We start from the raw sequence: 24,109 nt of genomic DNA, 5'->3' as shown, positions 1-24,109 counted from the left end.
GCACGCCGCCAGCGTTCGTCCTGAGCCAGGATCAAACTCTCCGTAAAAAGTTTGATGCTGTGGCATCAGTGATGCCCTAAATAAATGGTTCTTTTCTTTGGGGCTCTGGCTTGTCTTTCCTTTTCAAAGAACGATCTGCCGCTAAACAGCGACTTTTATAATTTATCATTTTTGAATAATGAATGTCAACAACTTTTTGAAGAAGTTTTAATTCGCTATTCTCTTTTTTGTCAGCCGTTTTGGCGACAATTAGTAATATAACATCGGCCCATAAGACCGTCAACCACTTTTGCAAAATAATTTTAAATTAGTTTTTAAGAGAACTGCGTGGGTTTAAAAAGCATACAAAAGCCTTCATCCACTAAGAAGATGAAGGCTTTTAAAACAGCTTACTGTTTGCTCATCTTTGTACATGCCGGGCATGTTCCGTAAATCTCCAGCCGGTGATCTTCAATTTCAAAGCCAGTCACATGTTCAGCTAACGTTTCTACTTCATCCAGGCCTGGATAATGAAAGTCTACAATTTTCCCGCAATCATTACATATTACATGGTAATGATCTGAAGTAATGCAGTCGAACCTGCTTGAGGAGTCCCCATAGGTTAATTCTTTCACTATACCAGCATCTTTAAAAACCCGAAGATTATTGTAGACTGTGGCTACACTCATGTTCGGAAAACGTTCTTCAAGAGATTTATAGATATCGTCAGCAGTCGGATGGCTCATTGAAGAGTGCAGAAACTCTAAAATAGCATGACGCTGCGGTGTCATCCGAACGTTTGTACTTTTCAAGACACTTACTGCTTCCTGTAGGCTAGCGCTCGCCATCGTCATGCACCTCTCTTCCTGTAAAACGATTCTTTGTTTGTAATTCTTATAATCTATTCTATCGGAATTCCCTGATCCTTGTCAATGAAAGGGGGTCAGCGATTCTCATCTGCTTCGGCTGATTGAAAAAAGGGAAGCATCGATACGTCTAAAAGAAAAGAAGTAAACCTGTTTGAATGTTCGGGCCGTTTTCCCCTGTGTTTTTCATAAGCCAGGCATATATCCTTTAAATCTGTTTTCAGCTTCGGCACTTCTTCCTCATTCACACCGAACATAAACGTCGTGTTTCCTTTTTTCAAAAAACCCCCGCTGCTCGCAATTTCTGTCATGCGGTAGCCTTTGTCTTTCATTTCCATCTCTACCTGATCGGTATAAAAGTTATCGATAATGCAAAGAAGCAGTTTCATCTTTTCACCCTCCTGCTATTTTTTAGAAGATGATAAGAATTCATCAACATACCGGGATACTTCCCCAATATGTTCCTTTACCTTCACTTCATCCCATACTTTCTGCACGACCCCTTCTGTATCAATAAAAAAGGTGGACCGTACAATTCCAAGGTATTCTTTACCGAAGTTTTTCTTCCATTTCCAGACTCCATAGGCGTTGGCTGCTTTCTGTTCTTCATCAGAAAGGAGGGGGAAGGAAAGTTCATGCTTAGCGGTGAAATTTTCATGTTTTTTCATTGAATCAGGGCTGACCCCGAGTACTTTAACGTTTTTATCATTCAATTCCGGGAGAGCATCCCTGAAATCGCAGGCTTCAGTTGTGCATCCAGGCGTGTTATCTTTCGGGTAAAAATATAAAATCACGTTTTGTCCCTGGTAATCACTTAAACGGATATTTTCTCCAGTAGTAGCGGGAAGTTCAAAATCAGGCGCCTGCCTGCCTTCCAGATCTTTCGGGTTTACACTGCTTTCTTCTGTACTCACATTGATCACCTCAACAGTTGTTTTCATCTTATGATATCATGGTTTTTGCTTTACTTCTCCATGATACAATAGATAAGAAATAGTTGATAGTAAGGAGAGTTAAGAAAATATGTCCTATGAAAAGTCTGTCGAACTCTATAATGAAGCCTGCGACTTGATCGTAGGAGGCGTTAACAGCCCCTCCCGCTCCTTTAAAGGTGTCGGCGGCGGCACTCCGGTTTTTATGAAAGAAGGACGCGGTGCACATTTGTTTGATGAGGATAACAACCGCTACATTGATTACCTCGGGGCTTACGGTCCCATTATTACCGGGCACGGCCATCCACACATTGCTGAAGCCATTAATGAGGCTGCCCGCACAGGGACGCTGCTCGGCACTCCCACGAAATGGGAAAATGTTTTTTCTAAAAAACTGAAGGACGCAGTCCCTTCACTTGAGAAAGTCAGGTTTGTCAATTCCGGCACTGAAGCTGTAATGACGACTATCCGCGTAGCCAGAGCCTATACCGGCAAACATAAGATCATCAAATTCGAAGGGTGCTACCACGGCCACTCCGACCTTGTGCTTGTAGCAGCCGGCTCCGGACCATCGACGCTGGGATCCCCGGACTCTGCGGGGGTGACTCCCAATATTGCCGCAGAAGTCATCACTGTGCCATTTAACGACATTGACAGCTTCCGCGAAGCCATTGACCGCTGGGGGGACGAAACGGCTGCAGTCCTTATTGAGCCTATCGTAGGTAATTTCGGGCTTGTCGAGCCGGAGCCCGGTTATCTTGAAGAGATTAAAAAACTCACGCATGAATCGGACTCTCTTCTTATCTTTGATGAAGTCATTACTGCTTTTCGTTTCACCTACGGAGCTGCTCAAAACATGCTCCAGGTGGAACCGGATATGACCGCTATGGGGAAAATTATCGGAGGCGGCCTGCCGATTGGCGCATACGGAGGCAGGGTCGATGTCATGGAGCAGGTCGCTCCTCTGGGTCCGGCCTACCAGGCAGGAACGATGTCCGGAAACCCTGCTTCTATGCGCGCGGGCATTGCCTGCCTTGAAGTATTGGAAAAAGACGGGGTATACGACACGTTAGATCGTCTGGGCGAACGCCTTGAGACAGGTCTCCTCGAGCAGGCTGAAAAATACAGCATTCCCGTTACGATCAATCGGTTAAAAGGAATGTTCACCATTTATTTCACAGACGAAACAGTAAAAGATTATAAAGGGGCCGAACGCTCGAACTCTGAAAGGTTCAGCATCTTTTTTAAAGAAATGCTTGACCGCGGCGTCCACCTTGCTCCTTCAAAATACGAAGCCTGGTTTCTGACCACTGAACACAGCAATGAGGACATAGAAGATACGCTGGAAGCTTCGGACCAGGCCTTTGCAGCGTTAAGCAGCTACATTTACTAAGTTCAATACAGAAAGGAATACAATCCGTTATGAAGCTGGGAGCCAGAATTTTCAAGACCGGTCTTGCGATCGTTCTAGCTATATACGCAGCATCGTGGATTGGATTGAACCCTCCTTTTTTCGCAGCTATCGCCGCTACTTTCGCTATTCAACCTTCCATATCCCGCACATTCCAGACAATGCTCGACCAGCTTCAGTCTAATATCATTGGGGCTGGCACAGCTATTGTTATGGTACTTGCGTTTGGCCACGATCCGGTAATTATCGGAGTCACGGTGATGATTATTATTGCAGGGATTCTAGGCTTGAAACTGGACGCCTCCACCATTCCGATCGCTGTAGTGACGGTCATCATTATCATGGGGAGGCCCGGAGACGGCAGTTTTATTTTGTTTGCCTCCGAGCGGTTTGCTTTAATCATGCTTGGCATTCTTGCATCTTTTTTAGTCAACATGCTGTTTCTGCCTCCAAAGCATGAAACCAAGCTGTATCAGCAAATCCGCGACGTAACCCAGAATACTATTCAGTGGATCCGGCTGCTTGGAAGACATGAAACTAACCGGCAGACGCTGCGAAAAGACCTTTCCTCTCTTAAAGACCAGACGGTTTCCATCGAAAACCTGTACCTTTTGTTTAAAGAAGAGCGCGTGTATACAAAAAAAGCACGGCTGACACGGGACCGGCGCGTTGTCCTTTTCAAACAGATGATCGCTTCGATGAATAAAATCGTGACCATTTTGCGTACGCTGGATAAGTTTGAAAACAACATGCAGCAGACGCCTTCAGACATGCAGGAAGCCATACGCAATCAGCTCGATCATCTCATGGATTACCACGACAGAATTCTTCAGCGTTATGTGGGCAAGGTGACTACTCACCTTACAGAGGAAATGGCTGAAGAAGTAGATGAAGGCAGAGTTTCTTTGACAGATCAGCTCATGGAAATGTATGAAAAGCAGAACATTGACCGCTCGGAATGGCTTCATCTTCTTCCTATTGTCGCACATATCGTTGAATACAATGAGCAGCTCGAACACCTCGACCGGCTTGTTGAAACCTATTTCCGCTACCATAGCAGCGAAGACTTTTTTGCTATTGAAAACTAAAAGGAGGGCTCCCGACAGCGGGCGCCCTCCTTTTTCGTTTATAAATTTTCACTGATCTCCATCAGGTATTCCGCTAAAGCCTCGAGGCCTTTATCGTAGTTTTCCAGATGGAAATGTTCATTCGGGGCATGAAAGTTTTCGGTCGGAAGACCAAATCCCATCAACGCCACCGGCACATTTAAAATTTGGGAGAAAGTTTCAATGACAGGAACGGATCCCCCCATCCTTGTATATGCTGCCGTTGTACCATACGCGGTTTCGAGCGCTCGCCCGGCTGCCTGAATGGCCGGGTGGTCAAACGGAGTAACAAATGGCCGGCCTTTATCAAATGGAGTCACGTTCACCACTACGCCTTTCGGTGTTTTTTGTTGAACATGGGCTGTCAGTTTTTCAACAATCTCATCCGGGTCCTGATCAGGCACGAGCCGGCACGTAATCTTGGCTGAAGCAGCAGAAGGCAGTACCGTTTTGATTCCTTCCCCCTGGAAGCCTCCGTGCATGCCGTTAATTTCAAGCGTCGGACGGGCCCACGTTCTTTCCAGAAATGAAAACCCTTCTTCGCCAAACAGCTCCGGTACGTTTAATTCTTTTCTTGTACTTTCTTCGTCATACGAAAGCTCCGCATATGCCCGGCGCTCCTGATCCGTAAGTGAAAGAACCCGGTCGTAAAAGCCATCGACGGTTATACGGCCGCTGTCGTCATGCATGGATGCAAGTATATCGGCCAATGCATGAAGCGGATTTGCAACCCCGCCGCCGTACAGGCCGGAGTGCAGGTCTCCTTTAGCTCCATTCACGTCAATCTGAATTCCAGCGAGTCCGCGCAGGCCATAGCACACTGTCGGTCGGCCTTTTTCAAGCATCGGCGTATCGGAAACCAGCAGTACATCCCCCTGCAGCAGCTCCCGGTGCTTTTCGACAAACTCATCCAGATTAGGGCTGCCAATCTCTTCTTCTCCTTCAATGCAGAACTTTACATTCACCGGGAGCTCCCGTTTCGTCTGCATGAAGGCTTCAATCGTTTTAAGGTGCATAAACACCTGGCCTTTATCGTCTGTCGCACCGCGGGCATAGATTTTTTCATCTCGTATGTCCGGCTGAAACGGCGGAGTCTCCCACAGCTCAACCGGATCAGCCGGCTGGACATCATAATGCCCGTAAAAGAGAACCGTAGGTTTCCCCGGTGCATGCATCCAATCCCCATACACGACCGGATGTCCGCCTGTTTCCATTACAGCGGTATTTTCCAGGCCGGCTGCCTGCATACTTCCCTCCACCCAGGAGGCAGCAGCCCCCATGTCCGGTTTATGATCAGGATCTGCGCTGATGCTTGGTATCGATAAAAATTCTTTCAGCTGGCTTAAGTGGCTGCTTCGGTGTTGTTCGAAATAATTTTTGACTTCTTCCATGGTTTCCTCCCTGTTTCTCAATTACACATGCTGAACGTCAAACAGCCTCTGGTAAGAGCCTTCCGCCATCATTAACTGCTCGTGGCTGCCTGACTCCACCACGCGTCCGTCTTCGATGACGACAATCCGGTCCGCATGGGTGATCGTTGAAAGCCTGTGCGCTACAATAAAAGTCGTTCTATCCCGCGCGAGCCGCTCCATCGCTTCCTGGATATAATGCTCACTTTCCAGGTCCAGCGCCGAAGTGGCTTCATCAAATACAAGTATCGACGGGTTTTTCAAAAATACGCGGGCAATAGCAATACGCTGCTTCTGTCCGCCGGAAAGCTTCACGCCCCGTTCTCCGACCGGGGTATCGTAGGAGAGCGGCAGTTCGTTGATAAAAACTTCTGCATTAGCCATGCGTGCTGCCTGTATGACTTCCTCATCCGTGGCTTCCGGTTTCCCCATCCGGATGTTTTCTTTCACCGATTCGCTGAATAAAATATTATCCTGCAGCACCATGCCGATATGATCCCGGAGCGTTCGTACTTCGTAGTCCCGTACGTCTTTTCCGTCAAGAAGCAGAGAACCGCCGGTGACATCATAAAACCTTGGCAAAAGACTGACGATCGTACTTTTCCCGCCGCCGCTCATGCCGACCAGCGCAATAGTTTCTCCCGGCCGCACATGCAGATCGACATCTTTTAATACATCGTTGGTGTCCTCTTCATATTTAAACCATACGTGGTCAAACTTGATGTCACCTTTGACGTGCTTCACCGGCACGGCTGTTTCTTTGTCGGTAATATCGTATTTTTCATCAATGAATTCAAATACCCGGTCCATTGACGCAATCGACTGCACAAGGGTGGTGGATGAATTCACCAGACGACGGAGCGGGCTGTAAAGCCTCTCCATGTAAGAGGTGAATGCCACCATCTCCCCGACGGATAAATTTCCGTACAATACAGCCAGGCCGGCCGCCAGGATAACTACAAGCGGAGCTACGTCCGTCACAGTATTCACGGCTGCAAATGTTTTAGCATTCCAGCGCGTGTGATCCACCGCCCGGTCCAGAAACTGTTTGTTTCTCGTATCAAACTGTCCCTGCTCATGATTTTCAAGAGCAAAGCTCCGGATTACACTCATTCCCTGCACCCGTTCATGCAGATGCCCCTGCACGTTTGCAAGCGCCTGCGATCTTGCTTTTGTTAAATCCCGCAGCCTCGAATAAAAATATTTGATAAAAAAGGCATAGATGGGTAAAAACAACATCGCCACCAGCGTCAATTCCACATCCATCGTAAACATAATAATAAGTGCAATAATGATCGTCGCAAGATCAAGCCAAATGTTCATCAGGCCTGTGATCACGAAGTCTTTGGTCAGCTCGACATCGTTGATCACCCGTGAAATGATTTCACCTGCCTTGCGGTTGGAATAAAAACGCAGGCTCAATTTTTGAATATGGCTGAATAATTGATCACGGATATCATATAAAATTTTATTACCTGTCCACTGGGCAAAGTACTGCCGGTAGTATTCAATCGGCGGACGGACGATAATAAAAAGCACAACCGCTCCGCCTGCCAGCCAGGCGAGCACTCGTGCTTTTTCAGCTGTTGCCATGCCATCTGCCAACAGCACGTGGTCTATAATATAAGCAAGGATGAGCGGCGTTAAAAGCGGCAGACCAAATTTAAAAATTCCAATGGTCACTGTCACCGCAATTATTTTATTGTACGGCCGCACAAACTGCATGTAACGTCTAATACTGCCCATCTTTTTCACCTCTTATCGAAAAAACAAAAAACGCTCATACCACTGTTCGATAAACTGAGAGTTAAATGGGCCTTTTCTCTGGCAGATCCAATTCTGCAGTTCCCGAATACTCGTGTCCATCTTTTCATCTATCTGCGCAGGGTAATTCATTTCTTTTTTATGCTGGGCATACTCGTCTTCATCCAGTAAATTGTAGGTCATGTCCGGAAAAACTTTAATATCCAAATCATAATCGATATATTTAAGAGCTTCACTGTCGTAGACAAACGGTGTGCCGAGATTACAATAATAATGCACTCCGTCAGACCGGATCATACCGATAACGTTAAACCATTTTTCGGCATGAAAATAACAAATAGCAGGCTCCCGCGTTCTCCAGACTCTTCCGTCCGATTCATGTACCAGAATACGATCGTTCCCGCCAATGACTTCTCTGCTTGTACCTTTCAGTATTAATGTTTCTTCCCATACACGGTGGAGCGATCCGTCATGCTTATAACTCTGCACCTGGATAGGCTTACCTGTTTCCGGGAAGCTTGCGGCGATTTCGTTACGCTCGGCCAATGTGTCCCGCCTCCCTTCTTCTGCAATTTTTTGCTGCCTTCTTTTTTCTATCACTCTCATTATACATTTCTTCCTTCGATCTGAAAAACTGTTACGATAAAAGGGCAGGCAAAAAACTGTCATTTTCGAAATGAAAGGAGACGATTTTCTTGAAAGCAGTCGTTTATTATGAACAGGGTACGCCGGATGTCCTCCATACAGAAGAAGTGGATAAGCCCGATATTCAGCCGAATGAAGTCCTTATACGGGTGAAAGCGGTGGGTCTTAATCCCGTTGACACGTATTTCCGCTCCGGCAAACGTTCCGTGTCCTCTTTCCCGGCTATTCCACATTTTGATACTGCCGGAATTGTCGAAAAAGTTGGCAGCAGTGCAGGAAACTTCCAGCCGGGAGACAGGGTTTGGGGAACAAACATTCCAAGCGCCTCCGCAGAGTGGGCAGCCGCTCCGGCTTCAAACGTTTTTCCTCTTCCAGAGGCCATGAGCTTTACTGAAGGAGCTTCTCTTGGAATTCCCGCCCTTACTGCTCATATGGCTTTGTTTTTCCGGGCAGCGCTTCAGCCCGAAGAGACCGTGCTTATTTACGGCGGCGCCGGTGCAGTCGGTCACGCCGCTATACAGCTCGCCAAGCATCATAATGCCTTTGTCATCACTACAGCTAGCAGCACTGAAAAGCACGAAATTGCCCGGCGCGCCGGTGCGGATGTTGTTTTGAATCTAAATGATGAAAGCTGGAAGGAAGATTTTGCTTCAGCCTCCGGACAGCCGGGCGCTGATGTTATCCTTGATATGTCTTTCAGTGAAAATGCCGATACGGACCTGCAGATCCTTACACCAGGAGGACGAATCGTCGCGGTCGGCTCGCCGGTGAATAATATGCCAAGTTTCCCATGGCAGCTTTTAAACAAAAAATATGCTTCCATTCTCGGCATTCTGCTTTTTACAGCACCTGTTCCGGCACTGCAGGAAGCAGCTTCCGGAGTCCGGCGGGCTTATGAACAGGGAGTCTTTTCCCCGCATGTAGCCCGTACCTACCCTATGGAGGAAGCTGCCCAGGCTCACAAAGATTTGGAAAACAAGCGTTATCCCGGCAACCTCGTGCTTACTGTTTCTGAATAACTATAAAACCGAAGGCCGCAGCCTTCGGTTTTATATATTCATCCGGGACTGTCCACCGTCAGCTGTAAGCGTCGTGCCAACAAGCCACCGTGCCTCCTGGGAAGCTAGAAACAATGCTGCGTCTGCCACTTCCTCCACATTACCGAATCTTCCGGCAGGGATATTCTGTTCCACAAACCGTTCCATCGCTTCAGGATTTTCCTCTATCCGTTTCTGCCAGTTACCCGTAGGGTGCAGAATGGACCCTGGAGCAATCGAATTGACCCGTACACCATCTTTTATCCACTCGTTGCCTGCTGCTTTCGTGAAGCTGATCAGCGCCGCTTTAGCATTGTTATACGTAGCTTTTCCGCCAGCTTCCTTTCCAAAGATCGACGTGATATTAATAACTGCTCCGCCGCGTTCCCTCATTTGTTCATACGCCATTTTACTGAAGTGTACAGCCTGGAAGTAATTTGTTTCCATCGACTTCGTAAATTCTTCCATAGAAGTATCCGCAATTTTTCCCCCGCTGCTTCCCCCGGCATTGTTCACCAGTATGTCAATTCCGCCAAACGTTTCAATAAACCGTTGAAAGGTATTTTGTCTTTCCCCGTCTACAGTGACATCGCAGGCGTATGTCTCAATGTCCCCTATTTCTTCTTTGGCGGCTTTTAGCCCTTCCTCGGAACGCGCTAAAATACCAACGCGGGCTCCTTCGCTGTAAAACGCCTGGGCAATGCCTTTCCCTATTCCTTTGGAACCGCCTGTAATCAGTACTTTTTTTCCCTCGAAAGCTTTGCTCATTTTAACTCCATCCCTTCAACCAATGTTTTATAGATTTTTTGGTGGGCCACAGGTAACGCGTAGTTCACTACCTCCTTCAGCGGCACCCATCTCCAGCCCTCAGGCAGATCGCTTTTTTCCGCCTTTCCTTCATATACGTGCACATTCCAGATCAAATGTGAAAAGGTTTGTTCCACACGCTGCACAGGACGATCAATTTTGGGTTTTATGTGTGCGTCCGCCTCAAGATAAGCGCCCATTTCCCCGGCGCGCTCCGCTTCATTTTCCACTGCCGTATTGGGAAATTCCCAAAGCCTGGCAAGAAGCCCTTTATCCGGACGCTGATGGATTAATACTTCCCCGTCATCGTTCCAAATAATTGCCGCTGCCATTTCCTGTTTTCGCGGAGCCTTTTTCTTTTCTTTCACCGGCAATTCCTCCTGCACCCCTGCTGCTCTTGCTTTACAGTGTTCCTGCACTGGGCACAACAGACAGCCCGGCGAGGTTGGCGTACAGATAAGAGCACCAAGCTCCATTACTGCCTGATTAAAGTCCGATGGTGAGGTAAGTGGCAGAATTTCGCCAAGTACTGCTTCGAACGTACTTTTTGTCGACTGCTTTCCGATGTCTTCATACAAACATAACAGTCTTGAAAACACGCGCATGACGTTCCCATCCACGGCCGGCTCCGGTTTATCAAAAGCAATACTCAGTACTGCTCCAGCTGTATAGGGACCGACTCCCTTTAACGAACGAAACTCTTTTTTCCCGTCCGGAACTTCTCCTCCGTATTCTTCAGCTACTTCCTTCACCGCATGGTGCAGATTTCTTGCCCTCGAATAATAACCAAGGCCTTCCCATTGCTTCATCACCTGATCTTCTTCTGCTTCTGCCAGGGCTTCAATAGTAGGAAATGCTTCTAAAAACCGGTAGTAATATGGAATGACTGTATCGACTTTTGTCTGTTGAAGCATAATTTCTGAAATCCATATGTGATAAGGGTCTGCACTTCTTCGCCAAGGCAGATCTCTTTTTTGGTGCCGGTACCAGTCGACTAAGTCCTGTTGAAACTGTTCCGGCGAAAACTTCTCCAATAGTGGATTCATAGCAGTTCACTCTTTCTCTTTATTTTAGTCACTATAAGGGCCGTTTTTCTCAAAACACCAGCAGTGCACTTTTTTCATTCCCCCGGGGACGAATTTATCAAGGCGGCCATATACTCTGTCATCTGTCTCTGTTCGTTTAGCTTTCAGGGCGTTGTACTGCTCAAGCGTATTAACTGCAAACATTTCTACAAATAATGCTCCCTGGTCCACAGACTCAAACCATTCATAATTATTCACCTGCTCATTGAGCATAGCAGAAGAAATCTCTTCCATGGCTCTTAAAAATTCAGTTCTTTTCTCCTCTGAAACCCGGTATTCCATAAAAACGACGTATTTCTTCGGATTCATATAATTCTCCTTTTTGAAATAAACTGATTAGGGTATTATGGAACTACGATGGTACGGTCTGTGCTTGTTTGATGCCACAGGCTTTTTTTGTTTCAGCATGCCATAAATTAAAGGTGGTGCCAATGGATACAGCAACTCACACTGTGATGGGGATCGGCCTGGGAGGCCTGGCCACCATTGACCCTGCTATTTCACCTGAAGGCGGAGCAATGGGCACAATCCTGATCGCAACAATTATAGGGTCACAGGCCCCTGATTTTGATACCGTATTAAAACTGAAAAATAACGCCGTCTATATCCGCTACCACCGCGGTCCGACACACTCTATACCCGCCGTTCTAATCTGGCCGGTACTGCTGGCAGCCATTATATATATGTTTTCCCCGGAAATTGCTTTTTCGCATTTATGGCTCTGGTCCTTTATCGCTGTCGCTCTGCACGTCTTTGTGGATATTTTTAATGCCTACGGCACGCAGGCACTGTCCCCGTTTACGAGGCGGTGGATAGCGCTCGGCGTGATTAATATTTTTGATTCAGTAATCTTTTTTTCCCACCTGTTCGTATTTATCCTATGGTGGTTTGATGTACCGAGAGCACCCTCTATGATTGTTTTATACGTCTTTTTGCTTCTTTACTATTTGTGGCGGTTCCAGGCCCGGAACATTGTTCTGCAAAGGGCCCGCCGCCTGCACCCGGATGCCACACACCTGTTTATTTCACCAACCTACAACTGGTACCGGTGGCATTTAGTCATCCGTACGCCCCACAAGTTATTCGTCACCAATTACCGAAACGGACGGCTTCGCTACTTTGAAACGTACCCGTTTGAACCAATTCCTGACGATCCGATTATCAACGCGGCCCGAGACGACCGGAACCTTGCTTCTTTTCTATCCTTCTCTCCTACTTACCGCTGGATCGTCCGAAATACAGACGAGGGATACGAAGTGAAATTCATTGACCTGCGTTACCGCAGCAAGGGTTACTATCCGTTTGTAGCGGTCGTTCAACTGAACGGGGAATTAGAAGTTATGACTTCCTACACCGGCTGGATTTTCAGTGATGATACCCTTCACAAAAAACTCGACAAAGGCCGGGCTTTTTCCTATTATACTCAATAATAAAGAGTACGGAGCCAACCTCCGTACTCTTTATTTATATCTAGTTAATGCCGAAAAACTTTTCATTTGTCGCTTCGTAGCGGTGCAGGTGCGGACCGTACTGCCGGATCCATTTTTCCACAATCTGCCCGGTTACTTCTTCACCTTTGTACGAACGACCTGCTCTCGCCTGAGTGGATTCAAAGTCTTCCCATAGAAATTCCACCCATTCCCGGGCTTTTTCGTTCGTTAACTGACTATTGACTGCAAGAAGAGTTTCCAATAAATAATTTTTCTGGTTTTCCATTCCTCTCGTGCCTCCATTCTTTATTTTTCAACCAACAGAGAGAACGGCAGTGCTTCGATCTGGCTTGAATTGTTTCGGTAGCCCCAGGCAAACACGCCGTTAATAAATTCTATTTCGAAGGTGGATCCTTCCTGGGCGATCCGGTACGTTTTCCCAGGCTGATAGTCCGCTGGATCAAGCATATACGTTTTCGCCATTGCGATCTTACGCTCATAAACCGCAAATTCGTTTCCTCTTCCCATCTGCTCGGCTTTTTTGGACTTTTCGTTTAAGTTCGCAATTTCCTGTTCAAGCTCATACCTGCTCATCTGGCTGTATCTTTTTTCCATCCCCATGTTCGGACTCCTCTCTCTTTTCATCTAAAAACCGCTGGATATGCTCCATCGGAAATTGCTTCCGGTACAGGTATTCTTTGATTTTCTGTTCAAGCTGACGGCCTTCAAGTTTTCCTTCCCATTTCCGGTAAACTTTTTCTCCCTGCACGAGCACCGAGTTCCACTCATCTTCCTCTGAAGGAGCAAAGTCCGCTTCTTTTACAGCGGCTGAAGCTGTTTCATGATCATATCCTTTCCGGAGCAGCATTTGCAACAAACGCTGCTTCACCGCACCGCCCGATTCACCTTTTTTCTGACGCCCTTTCTTCTCTGCTGCGCTCACGGCACGGTCAAGGGCCAGTTCATCAGTCAGTTCCTTCATCGCCTCGGAGACGTAATTCTCCGCCACGCCTTTTTTCTCCAGGTCCATCCTAATGACCTTCGGCCCTTTATCGGTCGTGTTAATTTTTGTGCGTACGAACGCTTTGGCAAATTCACGGTCATTTAAGAATTTATATTTCTTCGCTTTTTCGACTGCCTTCGATGCAGAGGCCTCTGTGAACTCTTTTTCTATTAGATGATCATATACTTCTTTTTCTGTCCGCATCACACTCGATAAGTAGTGCAGCGCCCGGTTCCATGCCTTGCGTTCATGATCGTCTTCAATTAGAAGCCCGAGCTCATTTTCCGTCAATTCTTTTCCTTTTTTAAGATCCCACTGGACCAAAACGGCTTCATCCACACCGGTCGTGAATGCTTCCCGGCCCGTCTGATCGGTGAAAATGTTGTATCGCTCCGGATTATTTTTCTGCACTTCAATTTTTGTAATTTTCACAAAGGCCCTCTCCTTTTGCATAGTGGAAAATGATTATGACAATCTGCTTTTGGGTAAAGTTGAATAGTTTCAAAAGTGACGCTTTTATATCACCTTAAGTAATGAAAGGAGAAATACACATTGAATATTGCTATTGCAGGAGGAAGCGGATACGTAGGCTCCGCCCTCACAGGCTACCTCGAGCAGATGGGCCACCATATTTATATTTTAACAAGAAACAGTCAAAATAAAAAAAATAGCGAAAATATCACCTTTATTGAATGGATGAACCCCGGCAGCAAACCTGAATATGAATTGCCGCCGGTAGATGCTTTCATAAATCTGGCTGGCGCATCGATTGCACAGCGTTGGACAGAACAAAATAAAGAAGATATTTTAAACAGCCGGATCGATTCCACCAGAGAAGTCGTCCGCATTTTCAAAGCAAGCAGTCATAAACCCGAAGTGCTCGTAAGCGCTTCTGCCGTCGCTTTTTACGGAATGTCTGAGGAAGCAGAATTCACTGAAGAATCTCCAAAAGGCGAACCCAGCTTTTTGCAGGACGTTGCTGTACGTTGGGAAAATGAAGCTGAAAAAGCAGAAGAGCTCGGAATCCGGGTAGTAAAAGCACGGATGGGTCTCGTTTTGCAGGAGTTTACCCCCCCACTTGTTTCTGTATACAAAATGTTTGGCGGAGGGACTATCGGAAGCGGAAGACAGTGGTTTTCCTGGATTCATTTAAGAGACGCTGTCGAAATGCTTCTTTTTGCAGCCACAACCAAAGACATTAAAGGTGCACTGAATATTACCGCGCCTGAGCCTGCACAAATGGAAACACTCGGACTCGAGATAGCTAAAGTGACCGGACGTCCACACTGGCTCTCTGTACCATCATTTATTATCGAGAAGATGCTCGGTGAAATGAGTGTAATGATCCTTGGAGGCCAGAAGGTGATACCCCAAAGATCCATGGATCATGGCTTCTCCTTTCACTTTCCAAGCCTTCAGCCTGCGCTGATCAATATTTTAAAAGAGTAATCTTCAGCCGTCTGGTCTTCTCAGACGGCTTTTCTTATCAAAGGTGGAGGAATTGTCCATCTGCGCAAGTATTACTTATCGTTTTTGCTGTTCAGGTTACATAACACTCTATAAGTAGTAATAATACTCATAAATGCCTGATAGGCAAGTTTGAACATTTTCATAATTAGCGTTAAGATTTGATTTATGAGTGTGGCAGATCTTATTACATTTTAAAACAAGGCAATTTTACGTTTGTTTTTTCTATAAAGAGGTATAGTACAGGTAGCCCTCTATTACTTTTAAAAGGTGGTAAGAAAATGGAAACGAAAATGACTGGAACGAACGGTTCCGTCGATTCAATCGTTTTTGACAAACCAGCCGTGGAAGACGGGGCAGACATGTGGGAACTTGTCAAAAACTCCACATTGGATTTAAATTCCTCATATAAATATATTATGATGTGTGAATTTTTTGCCGAAACATGTGTTGTCGCTAAAGAAAACGATGAATTAGTGGGCTTCGTAACGGCCTTTATTCCACCTGAAAAGCAGGATACCGTGTTTGTCTGGCAGGTGGGCGTGGATACTTCCCAACGGGGAAAAGGTCTTGCTTCCCGTTTGCTGGATGCACTTCTGGAACGGGATGTATGTGACGAAGTGCTGTATTTAGAAGCTACCATCACTCCTTCCAATGAAGCCTCGCAGGCTTTGTTTAAAAAGCTTGCCAAGAAACGGGATACTGAAGTGACAGTTTCTGAATGCTTTACAGAAGATCTTTTTCCGGATGATGAACATGAAGAAGAGTTGACATTTCGAGTAGGACCCTTTACAAAATAAGTAGTGCACATGACATGCAAAGCGCATGTCATGTATTATGTAAAAACTGAATTTTTCGATAACGTCCCCAAGGAGGATACTTACTTTTATGATGAAAAATGACCTTAGCGTTTTTAACGAATACGAATCAGAAGTACGCAGTTATGTCAGAGGATTTCCTACTGTGTTTCACCAGGCAAAAGGGTACAAGCTCTGGGATTTGGATGGAAAAGAATACGTCGACTTCTTTTCCGGCGCAGGAGCACTGAACTATGGACACAACGATGACAACATGAAAGAAAAACTGCTCGCCTACATTCAGGAAGACGGAGTTACCCACTCTCTTGATATGGCAACTAAAGCAAAAGGCGAATTTATCGATGCTTTCCAAAATATTATTCTGAAGCCGCGCGACATGGATTATAAAATCATGTTCCCCGGGCCGACTGGTGCGAACAGTGTGGAAAGCGCCCTGAAGCTCGCCCGTAAAGTAACTGGACGCACAAATGTAGTCAGCTTCACTAACGGATTCCACGGCATGACCATTGGTGCTTTGAGCGTTACAGGCAACAAATTTAAACGAAACGGAGCCGGCATGCCTTTATCCAACACCTCTGTCCTGCCGTATGATAAATTCCTAAAAGAAAGCGATAATTCCGTTGAATATATCGAGAACTTCCTTGATAACGGAGGCAGCGGACTTGATAAGCCGGCAGCGTTCATCGTAGAGACAGTTCAGGGTGAAGGCGGCTTAAACGCCGCAAGCAGTGAATGGCTTCGTTCGATTGAAAAAATCTGCCGGGAGCGCGACATCAAGCTTATTCTTGACGATGTCCAGGCAGGCGTCGGCCGTACCGGTACTTTCTTCAGCTTTGAACCAGCCGGTATTAAACCTGACTTTATATGCCTCTCCAAGTCCATTGGCGGCAACGGCTCACCGCTTGCCATCACTTTAGTGGCACCGGAGTATGACAAATTTGCTCCCGGTGAGCATAACGGCACCTTCCGCGGAAATAACTTTGCTTTTGTAACAGGTACTGAAGCGTTGAATTACTGGAAAGACGACCGTTTGGAAAAGAACGTCCAGCAAAAGTCAGAGCGTATTGCTTCGTTTCTGGATGATATGATTAAAAAGCACCCTGAAATGAAAGGTGTCCGTAAAGGACGCGGCTTTATGCAGGGAATTATGAGCCCTATCGAAGATTTGTGTGATAACATCGCCGGCAGATGCTTTGAACACGGTCTGATTATGGAAACAGCCGGCGCGGATGATGAAGTATTTAAATTGTTCCCGCCAATTACTATTGACGATGAAGGTCTAGAACGCGGGCTGTCGATTCTTCAGCAGGCAATTGAAGAAGTTATCGCTGAAAGCAACCTCGTTGCCAACTAATTTAGCCAATTGACTATTTGGATAAAAAGAAGCCGATCGATCGGCACCCCGACGGTCGGCCTTTTTATGATATAAACCCTTAACTGACAAGATGGAGGAATAGAAAATGAAAGTAATTAAGCTCGAAGATTTGCTTGGTACTGAACGTGAAGTGGATGACGGCAACTGGGTCAGCCGCCGTTTCATTATGAAGGACGATAATATGGGCTACTCGGTGAATGATACAATTATCCGTGCCGGCACTGAAACTCACATCTGGTACCAAAACCATCTCGAAACCGTCTACTGCATTGAAGGAGATGGAGAAATTGAAACATTAAGCGATAATAAAGTATATCAGCTCGAGCCAGGCGTATTGTACGCGCTCGATCAAAACGACGAGCACTTGCTTCGCGGAGGCAGCAAAGACATGCGCATGGTCTGTGTATTCAACCCACCGCTGAGCGGCCGTGAGGTTCACGACGAAAACGGCGTATATCCGGCAGATCTTGATTAATATCAAAAAATCCCCTGATGCCAAAAACATCAGGGGATTTGCTTATTAATGCAGAAGATAATGACGAAACGTCAGCGTCTGGGCGTCAACACCCAGTTTTTCAATGAAAAGCTTCACATCGTGCAGAGAATCTGCAGGATATTGGAACTTACATATCTCCGGGGATTGTTCTTCAATATCTTTTGTCGCAAAACAAAAGGTTGATTGATCCTTATCATAGTAAACGATCAAATCTTCTTCGTGCATTGGATGCTTAAAATGTGCTTTATATAATCGGTAGGACAATCCGAACGCCCCCTTTCTACTCTTCTATCTAAAAATCTTAAACCATCCATTTCGTTTAAACAAGCCCAGCAGCACTACCGCCATTAAGAACATAACTCCAAGCGCTATGAAATATCCGTATCTGTATTCAAGCTCCGGCATATACACGAAGTTCATGCCATAAAGCCCTGCAATAAATGTCAGCGGAATAAAGATTGTTGATACAATCGTGAGCGTCATCATAATCGCATTCATTCTGTTTGATGCCATCGTCTGAAAGTTGTCTCTCATGTCTGAGGTCATCGCCCGGTTGGATTCGATCATTTCTGTAACCTTTAGCAGATGATCATAAATATCCCGGTAATATTCCCGCTGCTGGGTAATCAGGTGCAGACGTTCCACAAACAACACTCTGTACACCAGGTCTCTCATAGGAACGATAGTTCGGCGGAGCCTCAGCAGATCAGACCGTAAATCAAATACTTCTTCTATCAGCTTACCATAGGTCAGCTCCGCATTGCTTTCCTCGATCTCATTCAGCCGGTCTTCGATTTGATTCAGCACCGGAAAATATTCATCCGTCATTTTATCAATAATGTGATAGCTGATATCATCCGGATTAAGCCCGGATCCTTCGGCCCGCAGCCTTTTCCAGGAATGATTAACCGCCGAAGACAGCGCTTCATGATATGTAACGACAAAATTGGGACCAAGAAACATGCAGATCTCTTCAGCTCCAAGCGTTTCCTTATCAAGGGCATGGAGGACGAAAAAGCTGTAGCCGTCATAGGAATCATGCTTCGGGCGCTGACGCTCCGTGTAGCAGTCCTCAATGGCCAGTGGATGAAAGTGAAACACCGAATCCAGCGTGTTTGTTTCCTCCACAGTGGGAGAGGAATAATCAATCCAGTACCATTTCCATTCGTATTTTTTAAATTCATTCAATGTAATATTGCTTATTGTGTTTCCTTCTGCATCAATACCGGCACAGGAAATCATCACAGCCCCTCCCTTCCTCTGAACAGCAGTTCTCCGCTGTAGCTATTTTCCCACAAGAAAACGGGGCACCCGCGCCGGCGCCCCGTTCCACATTCTACAACATCGGAAGTATTTCGTCTAATGATGCGTAAGCATAATCTAAATCCTCTGCCACTGCCTGATAGGTTACTTTCCCCTGCGCTGTATTCAATCCTTTGCCAAGCGCCTCGTTATTGGTCAGAGCTTTTGCCACGCCCTGATTTGCAATCTGAAGCGCATAAGGAATGGTTACGTTTGTTAAAGCAATTGTAGACGTTCTTGGAACCGCTCCCGGCATATTTGCCACAGCGTAGTGCACAACGCCGTGTTTTTCATACGTCGGCTGGTCGTGCGTCGTTACCTGGTCGGCTGTCTCAATAATGCCCCCCTGGTCAATCGCTACATCGATCAGGACAGAGCCCCGGTCCATACTTTTCACCATTTCTTCTGTTACGAGCTTCGGCGCTTTGGCCCCGGGAATCAGGACAGCTCCGATCACCAGATCCGACCGCTTCACTTCTTCCGCCAGATTCAGGGGGTTGCTGCTCAGCGTCTGAATCTGGCCGCCAAAGTCTTCATCAATCTGGCGGAGTCTCGCCGGGTTCAAATCGATAATTGTTACGTTGGCCCCGAGACCGTGGGCTATCCGTGCAGCGTTCGTGCCGACAACCCCTCCGCCGATCACCGTCACGTTGGCCTTTTTCACTCCGGGCACTCCCGAAAGCAGGACGCCTTTGCCCCCGTGCACGCTTTCCAGAAACTGCGCCCCGACCTGGGCTGCCATCCTTCCTGCTACTTCACTCATCGGTGTTAAAAGAGGCAGCGTATGGTTTTCCTCGACTGTCTCATAAGCTACTGCAGTGACTCCGCTTTCGGTCAATGCTTTCACCAGTTCAGGTTCAGCAGCAAGATGCAGATAGGTAAACAAAATCAAGTTTTCCCGGAAAAACTGATATTCCGAAGCCAGCGGTTCTTTGACTTTCAGTATCATCTCTGCCTGCTTCCATACGTCTGCAGCCTCTGGAATAATTTTTGCCCCGGCTGATTCATATTCTTCATTCGAAAAACCGCTGCCTTCCCCGGCATGGTTTTCAACATGTATTTGATGGCCCGCTTGTGTTAAATGCACAACCCCGGCCGGCGTAATCGCTACTCGATTTTCATTGTTTTTAATCTCTTTGGGAATCCCTATAATCACGATACATCGCCTCCTCTAATACCTTTTCTATTAGTATAGCGTGTTTCCGGGTTATAAGCATTGGCGGATTAAAATAATATTTCCGTTATCCATTTGTGATTTTTCACAATAGGTTTGTGTGTTTTTCTTTCAACAATTCCAATTCCAGCAGGAGCGTCCATTTTTCATGGGCACTGGAAAGACTTATACCTGCAATTGCCTGCATCCTTTTTAAACGGTAGGTCAGCGTATTCGGATGCACATGAAGTAGCTTAGCGGACGCATTGACGTTGCAGTCTTCGCTGAGATAGATGTAAAGCGTGCTCAAAAGCTCCGTCTCATTTTCTGCATCGTAATCGGATAAGCTTTTTAGGGACGGGTGTATGAATGTTTCTTCCTCCCACCTCTGTATGAGCACAGGAAAAAAGCGGTAATAGCCTGCTTCATGCAGAAAGTAGTAATGGGAGGGGAGCTGGCGGACCTGTTTTTTTAAATCAAGCATGGTCAATGCCTGCCTGTATCCGCCCGCCACTTCCATATACTGATGACAGATTTCAGACGCAGCAATAGCCGTTAGCGTGTCATCGTACCGTTCGTGCCATAGCTCATGCATCTGGCGTAAAAATGCTGAGATTGTTGCTTCTATATTTCTGCTTTCAAGCCCATACAGCATGAGAATAGCCCGGTGCTGATCATATGTTTTGAGCATCACCTTCACCCGCTGCGAAATCGTCAGCAGATAAGTGAGCCGTTCCCAGGTATTGTGTTCAAGCTGTTCCGAAAACTCCATGATTACAACGGAATACTGCTGCGGCCGTCCCGGAAAAAAACGAAGCATCTGGCGCTCTACTGCCTGTTCATCCGTCTCGTCCCCGGTTAACAGACGCCAAAAATATTCCTGATGGTCCTGTTGTACCGGATTTCTTGGATGAAACTGCCGCCGGAAACGCTCACCACACACAATGGCTGCCGAGTGAAGATCCTGCTTTGCCTCTTCTGAAAGAGGTGTTTCTCCCTCCACCACCCAGATGTAGCCTATTACCGTCTGCTGTTCCTTGACGGCCACGGCCATTCTGGTTCCGAGTCCTATTTCATCAATAGCGGAAATGGAGACGGGCTCGTTCTGCTGATGAAGGCTTGGGATCACTCCTTCATTCCATAAACGGTGAATCACCTCTTCCGGGACCCTCCTCCCCATAATAGTCGCTGTACGTGCTCCGTCAGTAACCTGGGGATGTCCGCTGTATGCGAGCAAACGGTGCGTCGAATCCTCAATGGTCACAGGCCCTCCGAGTGCTTCACTGATAAAATCGGCAAATTCGTTTAATGAATCGGCAGTATGCTGCCAAAGCTGCTTTTCAAACATAGGTGTGTGCTCTCCTTTCCTGGTTTATAAAAAAAGGTAGAGCAGCAGATTGGCCAGAATGGTAAGAATGATGGAGACAATCAGGCTGATACCGAGCCAGTACAAACACATTGCTGTTCACCACGCATATTTATTTTTTTCCTTTTTTCTCCGGTTTATATACAAATGGAACTACAGCTTCTACCTGAGACGTCTGCGGGAACATATCCACCGGCTGGGCGTATTCTGGATGGTAGCCTGCTTTTTTCAGATAAGCGGCATCCTTCGCCAGGGTGGACGGATTACAGGATACGTACACGAACCGTTTAGGCTTCACCTTTCCAATCGTGTTCAGCAGCGCCTCCCCACAGCCTGTGCGCGGCGGATCCGCCACTACTACATCAGGGCTCCAGTTTTCCCGCTGCCACTGCAGCATCATTTCTTCGGCTTTTCCATGGTAAAACCTGGCGTGGGAAGCTCCAGCCTGCTTGGCATTTTTGTTGGCATCCTGAATGCTTGCTTTAATCATATCCATGCCGCGTACTTCCTTAGCGTCCGAGGACATCCAAAGACCAATTGTCCCGCTGCCACAGTAGGCATCAACCACTTTTTCACGACCTGTAAGCTTTGCCGCTTTTTTCGCTTCATCATAAAGCGTGGAGGCCTGCTCCGAGTTCAGCTGGAAAAATGCTTCCGGGGATAAATGAAATGAAAAGTCCTGCATGTTGTACTTGATTGTATCTTTACCCCACAGCCGCTTGGTTGTTCCGCCAAAAACCGTTGGGCTGCTTTCATTCTGCACATGATGATGGATTGATTTTATTTCGGCGAACGAAGAACGGAGGAAATCCACCAGCTCTTCCTGCTCCGGCAGATCCACCGAAGACGTTACAAGCGTTACCTGAACCTCGCTTTTTTGTTCATTTGCCCGTACCACGATGGTTTTAACCCCTTTTTGTTTGCTCGTGTGTACAGGTACCTCTTCATCCTTCATAAATAAAGTAATTGCTTTTGTAATCTTATTTAGAATCGACTTTTCCACCATGCAGCCGACATTGGTGAGATCCACCAGCTGATTTGAATCACTCGAATACAGTCCCGCTTCCACTCGTCCTTTCTTTCCTTCTCCCGTCTGCCACTGGCTTTTGTTTCTATACCGCCAGGGATTTTCCATGCCAATCGTTTCACGAATTTCCGGCACGACGGGAGCGTAGCGTTCAAATGACTGCAGCACCAGGTCCTGCTTCATCCACAGCTGTTCGTCGTATTCGGCATGCTGCAGCTGGCACCCGCCACAGATTTTATACACCGGACAGGGAGCTTTCTGCCGGCTCGGCGAAGCTTCGCGGATATACTTAATGCTTGCGATCGCACGGTTTCGTTTTACTTCCTCGACCTGACCGACAATCACTTCCCCTGGGAGCGCCCCCTCTACGAATACAGCCTGGCGTTTAAAATATCCAATTCCTTCACCGTTAATACCTATTCGTTTAATAGTCAGCGGAAATTCCTGACCCTCCTGCAGCGGCTGACGCTGTTCAAACTTTTCATTTTTCGGCACGTGTATCTTCTCCTTTATCTGGTATTTCCACATGAAGCCATAAATAAATACTTGCATAGCTGTTGTAGGGACTCCACCGGCCGCACCATTCTGTTATGTCCGCTTTAGATGGTTTCGCTTCAAGCCCCAGCAGCTTCTTTAATCCATTTTGAACGCCGATATCAGCAGCCGGCATCAGGTTTTCTCTTCCGAGTCCAAACAATAAAAAGCATTCTGCTGTCCAGGGGCCTATTCCCCGGTGCTGCGTAAGTTCCCGTATGACCTCCTCATCAGTTTTTTTCTGAAGAGCATCAATATCAAGCGTGCCCTGAGCAATGCTTGTTGAAATATCTACTACGTATTCCGCTTTCCGCCGGCTGAACTGCAGGCTCCGAAGCTCGTCGGGATGAATGGCTGCCACAGTTGCGGGACCAGGGTAAAACCATACACCGTCTTTATACGTGCCGTACGTCTGAACAAACCTTGTTGAAAGGGTATAGGCAAAGGCCATATTCAACTGCTGATGAATAATTGTTTTTATAAGACAGCCGTACAAGTCAAAGTCACAGGTGAGCGGCGCACCGTGAAACCGTTGAAACAGCGGCTCTAATTCTGTTTCCTGAAAATGCCCGGCTCCCTGCTCGAGCGGCTGATGAAAACGAAAAACACGTTCTATTTTGTCCAGAGCTTCCGGTTCTCTGTTCTCCGGGGCGTCTATATATACATAAGCCTCCGGCTGATGTTCAACAAACACAAGGGTTACTGTATCAAGCTGCTTCTCACCCGGGAGAGGCAGCTTCACCTGTCTTTTATCGATATCTACATTATACAGCGGATCGAGTGCCATCCGTTTCAGCATCAGCTGAACATCATATACGGACGGGATCTGCTTTGTTATCTGCTGCACAGTAATTACGTCCTTTCATGAAGCTTTGTTATTTTATCACGTTTACCCCTGTTCACGCGACCTGCTCCTCGATGTAATCAGAACTCTTCAATATTTTCTTTTTTAGGATAAAAGCATTAATTTTCAATAAACTGTTAATTGTTTTTTGCTTTCTATTTTCCTATTCTCGATGAAATGGCTTTCTTCCTTTGTTTTCATTCATTACAATATTCTTTGTATGCCTATGATACTTTTGTCATTTTTAAACTAA

General features: G+C 46.6%; 26 protein-coding genes. 8 read left to right on the top strand and 18 right to left on the bottom strand.

What is annotated here, in order from left to right; genetic code table 11:
- Positions 1 to 389: 389 nt before the first annotated feature.
- From perR to bcp, 3 genes are all read right to left on the bottom strand, one after another.
- Positions 390 to 827, bottom strand: a complete 438-nt coding sequence (gene perR, locus BLV22_RS13110) for a peroxide-responsive transcriptional repressor PerR (RefSeq protein WP_091616264.1) — start codon at positions 825 to 827, stop codon at positions 390 to 392.
- Between the two features lie 95 nt (positions 828 to 922).
- On the bottom strand, positions 923 to 1,234 hold the full coding sequence (locus tag BLV22_RS13105; protein ID WP_091616195.1) for a cyclic-di-AMP receptor: 312 nt from the start codon (positions 1,232 to 1,234) through the stop codon (positions 923 to 925).
- 15 nt (positions 1,235 to 1,249) lie between these two features.
- Positions 1,250 to 1,786: a thioredoxin-dependent thiol peroxidase gene (gene bcp, locus BLV22_RS13100; RefSeq protein WP_091616192.1), complete on the bottom strand. Its 537-nt coding sequence runs from the start codon at positions 1,784 to 1,786 to the stop codon at positions 1,250 to 1,252.
- Between the two features lie 82 nt (positions 1,787 to 1,868).
- Between bcp and BLV22_RS13095 the strand changes: the two genes are divergently transcribed.
- Positions 1,869 to 3,170, top strand: coding sequence for a glutamate-1-semialdehyde 2,1-aminomutase (locus BLV22_RS13095; protein WP_091616190.1), 1,302 nt, complete (start codon positions 1,869 to 1,871; stop codon positions 3,168 to 3,170).
- A 29-nt stretch (positions 3,171 to 3,199) separates the two neighbouring features.
- Positions 3,200 to 4,276 carry an FUSC family protein gene (locus tag BLV22_RS13090; protein ID WP_091616187.1) on the top strand — a complete coding sequence of 359 codons (1,077 nt, stop codon included), beginning with the start codon at positions 3,200 to 3,202 and terminating at the stop codon, positions 4,274 to 4,276.
- Positions 4,277 to 4,314: 38 nt separating this feature from the next.
- Here BLV22_RS13090 and BLV22_RS13085 read toward each other — a convergent pair whose 3' ends face one another.
- From BLV22_RS13085 to ntdP, 3 genes are read right to left on the bottom strand one after another with little or no spacing between them, the layout of a single operon-like run.
- Positions 4,315 to 5,685, bottom strand: coding sequence for a dipeptidase (locus BLV22_RS13085; protein ID WP_091616184.1), 1,371 nt, complete (start codon positions 5,683 to 5,685; stop codon positions 4,315 to 4,317).
- Positions 5,686 to 5,706: 21 nt separating this feature from the next.
- A complete protein-coding gene (locus BLV22_RS13080) occupies positions 5,707 to 7,449 on the bottom strand; it encodes an ABC transporter ATP-binding protein (RefSeq protein ID WP_091616181.1) in 1,743 nt (580 codons plus the stop codon).
- A gap of 12 nt (positions 7,450 to 7,461) precedes the next feature.
- Positions 7,462 to 8,073 carry a nucleoside tri-diphosphate phosphatase gene (gene ntdP / locus BLV22_RS13075; RefSeq protein WP_091616179.1) on the bottom strand — a complete coding sequence of 204 codons (612 nt, stop codon included), beginning with the start codon at positions 8,071 to 8,073 and terminating at the stop codon, positions 7,462 to 7,464.
- An 89-nt stretch (positions 8,074 to 8,162) separates the two neighbouring features.
- On the opposite strand from ntdP, the gene BLV22_RS13070 reads away from it, so the two are divergent.
- On the top strand, positions 8,163 to 9,131 hold the full coding sequence (locus tag BLV22_RS13070; protein ID WP_091616176.1) for an NADPH:quinone reductase: 969 nt from the start codon (positions 8,163 to 8,165) through the stop codon (positions 9,129 to 9,131).
- Positions 9,132 to 9,161: 30 nt separating this feature from the next.
- Here the strand turns inward: BLV22_RS13070 and BLV22_RS13065 are convergent, their stop codons facing one another.
- The 3 genes from BLV22_RS13065 to BLV22_RS13055 are packed head-to-tail and all read right to left on the bottom strand — an operon-like array spanning position 9,162 to position 11,350.
- Positions 9,162 to 9,917, bottom strand: coding sequence for an SDR family NAD(P)-dependent oxidoreductase (locus BLV22_RS13065; protein WP_091616172.1), 756 nt, complete (start codon positions 9,915 to 9,917; stop codon positions 9,162 to 9,164).
- The gene (mutY, locus tag BLV22_RS13060) at positions 9,914 to 11,002 is read right to left on the bottom strand and encodes an A/G-specific adenine glycosylase (RefSeq protein WP_091616169.1); all 1,089 of its coding nucleotides are present in this window, start codon (positions 11,000 to 11,002) and stop codon (positions 9,914 to 9,916) included. Before mutY ends, BLV22_RS13065 begins: the two co-directional genes overlap by 4 nt.
- A gap of 24 nt (positions 11,003 to 11,026) precedes the next feature.
- The gene (locus BLV22_RS13055; protein ID WP_091616166.1) at positions 11,027 to 11,350 is read right to left on the bottom strand and encodes an MFS transporter; all 324 of its coding nucleotides are present in this window, start codon (positions 11,348 to 11,350) and stop codon (positions 11,027 to 11,029) included.
- A gap of 122 nt (positions 11,351 to 11,472) precedes the next feature.
- Here BLV22_RS13055 and BLV22_RS13050 point away from each other — a divergent pair, with 122 nt between their 5' ends.
- A complete protein-coding gene (locus tag BLV22_RS13050) occupies positions 11,473 to 12,471 on the top strand; it encodes a metal-dependent hydrolase (protein ID WP_091616164.1) in 999 nt (332 codons plus the stop codon).
- Between the two features lie 40 nt (positions 12,472 to 12,511).
- Here BLV22_RS13050 and BLV22_RS13045 read toward each other — a convergent pair whose 3' ends face one another.
- The 3 genes from BLV22_RS13045 to recX are packed head-to-tail and all read right to left on the bottom strand — an operon-like array spanning position 12,512 to position 13,906.
- Positions 12,512 to 12,757, bottom strand: a complete 246-nt coding sequence (locus BLV22_RS13045) for a YfhJ family protein (protein WP_091616161.1) — start codon at positions 12,755 to 12,757, stop codon at positions 12,512 to 12,514.
- 20 nt (positions 12,758 to 12,777) lie between these two features.
- Positions 12,778 to 13,086 carry a YfhH family protein gene (locus BLV22_RS13040; RefSeq protein ID WP_091616262.1) on the bottom strand — a complete coding sequence of 103 codons (309 nt, stop codon included), beginning with the start codon at positions 13,084 to 13,086 and terminating at the stop codon, positions 12,778 to 12,780.
- The gene (gene recX, locus BLV22_RS13035) at positions 13,052 to 13,906 is read right to left on the bottom strand and encodes a recombination regulator RecX (RefSeq protein WP_176967779.1); all 855 of its coding nucleotides are present in this window, start codon (positions 13,904 to 13,906) and stop codon (positions 13,052 to 13,054) included. The genes BLV22_RS13040 and recX overlap by 35 nt, the downstream gene beginning before the upstream one ends.
- Before the next feature lie 120 nt (positions 13,907 to 14,026).
- On the opposite strand from recX, the gene BLV22_RS13030 reads away from it, so the two are divergent.
- The 4 genes from BLV22_RS13030 to BLV22_RS13015 all read left to right on the top strand — a co-directional run bounded on the left by BLV22_RS13030 (position 14,027) and on the right by BLV22_RS13015 (position 17,609).
- A complete protein-coding gene (locus BLV22_RS13030) occupies positions 14,027 to 14,923 on the top strand; it encodes a TIGR01777 family oxidoreductase (RefSeq protein WP_091616155.1) in 897 nt (298 codons plus the stop codon).
- 299 nt (positions 14,924 to 15,222) lie between these two features.
- Positions 15,223 to 15,741, top strand: a complete 519-nt coding sequence (gene ectA / locus BLV22_RS13025; RefSeq protein ID WP_245724099.1) for a diaminobutyrate acetyltransferase — start codon at positions 15,223 to 15,225, stop codon at positions 15,739 to 15,741.
- A gap of 88 nt (positions 15,742 to 15,829) precedes the next feature.
- Positions 15,830 to 17,113, top strand: coding sequence for a diaminobutyrate--2-oxoglutarate transaminase (gene ectB / locus BLV22_RS13020; protein ID WP_176967778.1), 1,284 nt, complete (start codon positions 15,830 to 15,832; stop codon positions 17,111 to 17,113).
- Positions 17,114 to 17,219: 106 nt separating this feature from the next.
- Entirely contained in the window at positions 17,220 to 17,609 is a 390-nt protein-coding gene (locus tag BLV22_RS13015; protein WP_091616152.1) for an ectoine synthase, read from the top strand.
- A gap of 45 nt (positions 17,610 to 17,654) precedes the next feature.
- On the opposite strand, the gene BLV22_RS13010 is transcribed toward BLV22_RS13015, so the two are convergent.
- The 6 genes from BLV22_RS13010 to BLV22_RS12985 form a co-directional block, all read right to left on the bottom strand.
- Positions 17,655 to 17,894 carry a hypothetical protein gene (locus tag BLV22_RS13010; RefSeq protein WP_022795051.1) on the bottom strand — a complete coding sequence of 80 codons (240 nt, stop codon included), beginning with the start codon at positions 17,892 to 17,894 and terminating at the stop codon, positions 17,655 to 17,657.
- Between the two features lie 24 nt (positions 17,895 to 17,918).
- The gene (corA, locus tag BLV22_RS13005) at positions 17,919 to 18,872 is read right to left on the bottom strand and encodes a magnesium/cobalt transporter CorA (protein ID WP_091616150.1); all 954 of its coding nucleotides are present in this window, start codon (positions 18,870 to 18,872) and stop codon (positions 17,919 to 17,921) included.
- Between the two features lie 94 nt (positions 18,873 to 18,966).
- Complete coding sequence (gene ald / locus BLV22_RS13000; RefSeq protein WP_091616147.1) at positions 18,967 to 20,088, bottom strand: alanine dehydrogenase; 1,122 nt, start codon at positions 20,086 to 20,088, stop codon at positions 18,967 to 18,969.
- 103 nt (positions 20,089 to 20,191) lie between these two features.
- Positions 20,192 to 21,433: a PucR family transcriptional regulator gene (locus BLV22_RS12995; RefSeq protein ID WP_091616145.1), complete on the bottom strand. Its 1,242-nt coding sequence runs from the start codon at positions 21,431 to 21,433 to the stop codon at positions 20,192 to 20,194.
- Between the two features lie 130 nt (positions 21,434 to 21,563).
- Complete coding sequence (gene rlmD, locus BLV22_RS12990) at positions 21,564 to 22,973, bottom strand: 23S rRNA (uracil(1939)-C(5))-methyltransferase RlmD (protein WP_245724098.1); 1,410 nt, start codon at positions 22,971 to 22,973, stop codon at positions 21,564 to 21,566.
- A complete protein-coding gene (locus BLV22_RS12985) occupies positions 22,960 to 23,859 on the bottom strand; it encodes a DNA-3-methyladenine glycosylase family protein (protein ID WP_245724097.1) in 900 nt (299 codons plus the stop codon). The genes rlmD and BLV22_RS12985 overlap by 14 nt, the downstream gene beginning before the upstream one ends.
- Between the last annotated feature and the right edge of the window lie 250 nt (positions 23,860 to 24,109).

Origin of the sequence: Marinococcus luteus (assembly GCF_900106595.1) — a bacterium.
Taxonomy (GTDB): domain Bacteria; phylum Bacillota; class Bacilli; order Bacillales; family Marinococcaceae; genus Marinococcus; species Marinococcus luteus.
Note: the sequence above shows the minus strand (reverse complement) of the source record. Positions and strands in the feature narration are given on the sequence as shown.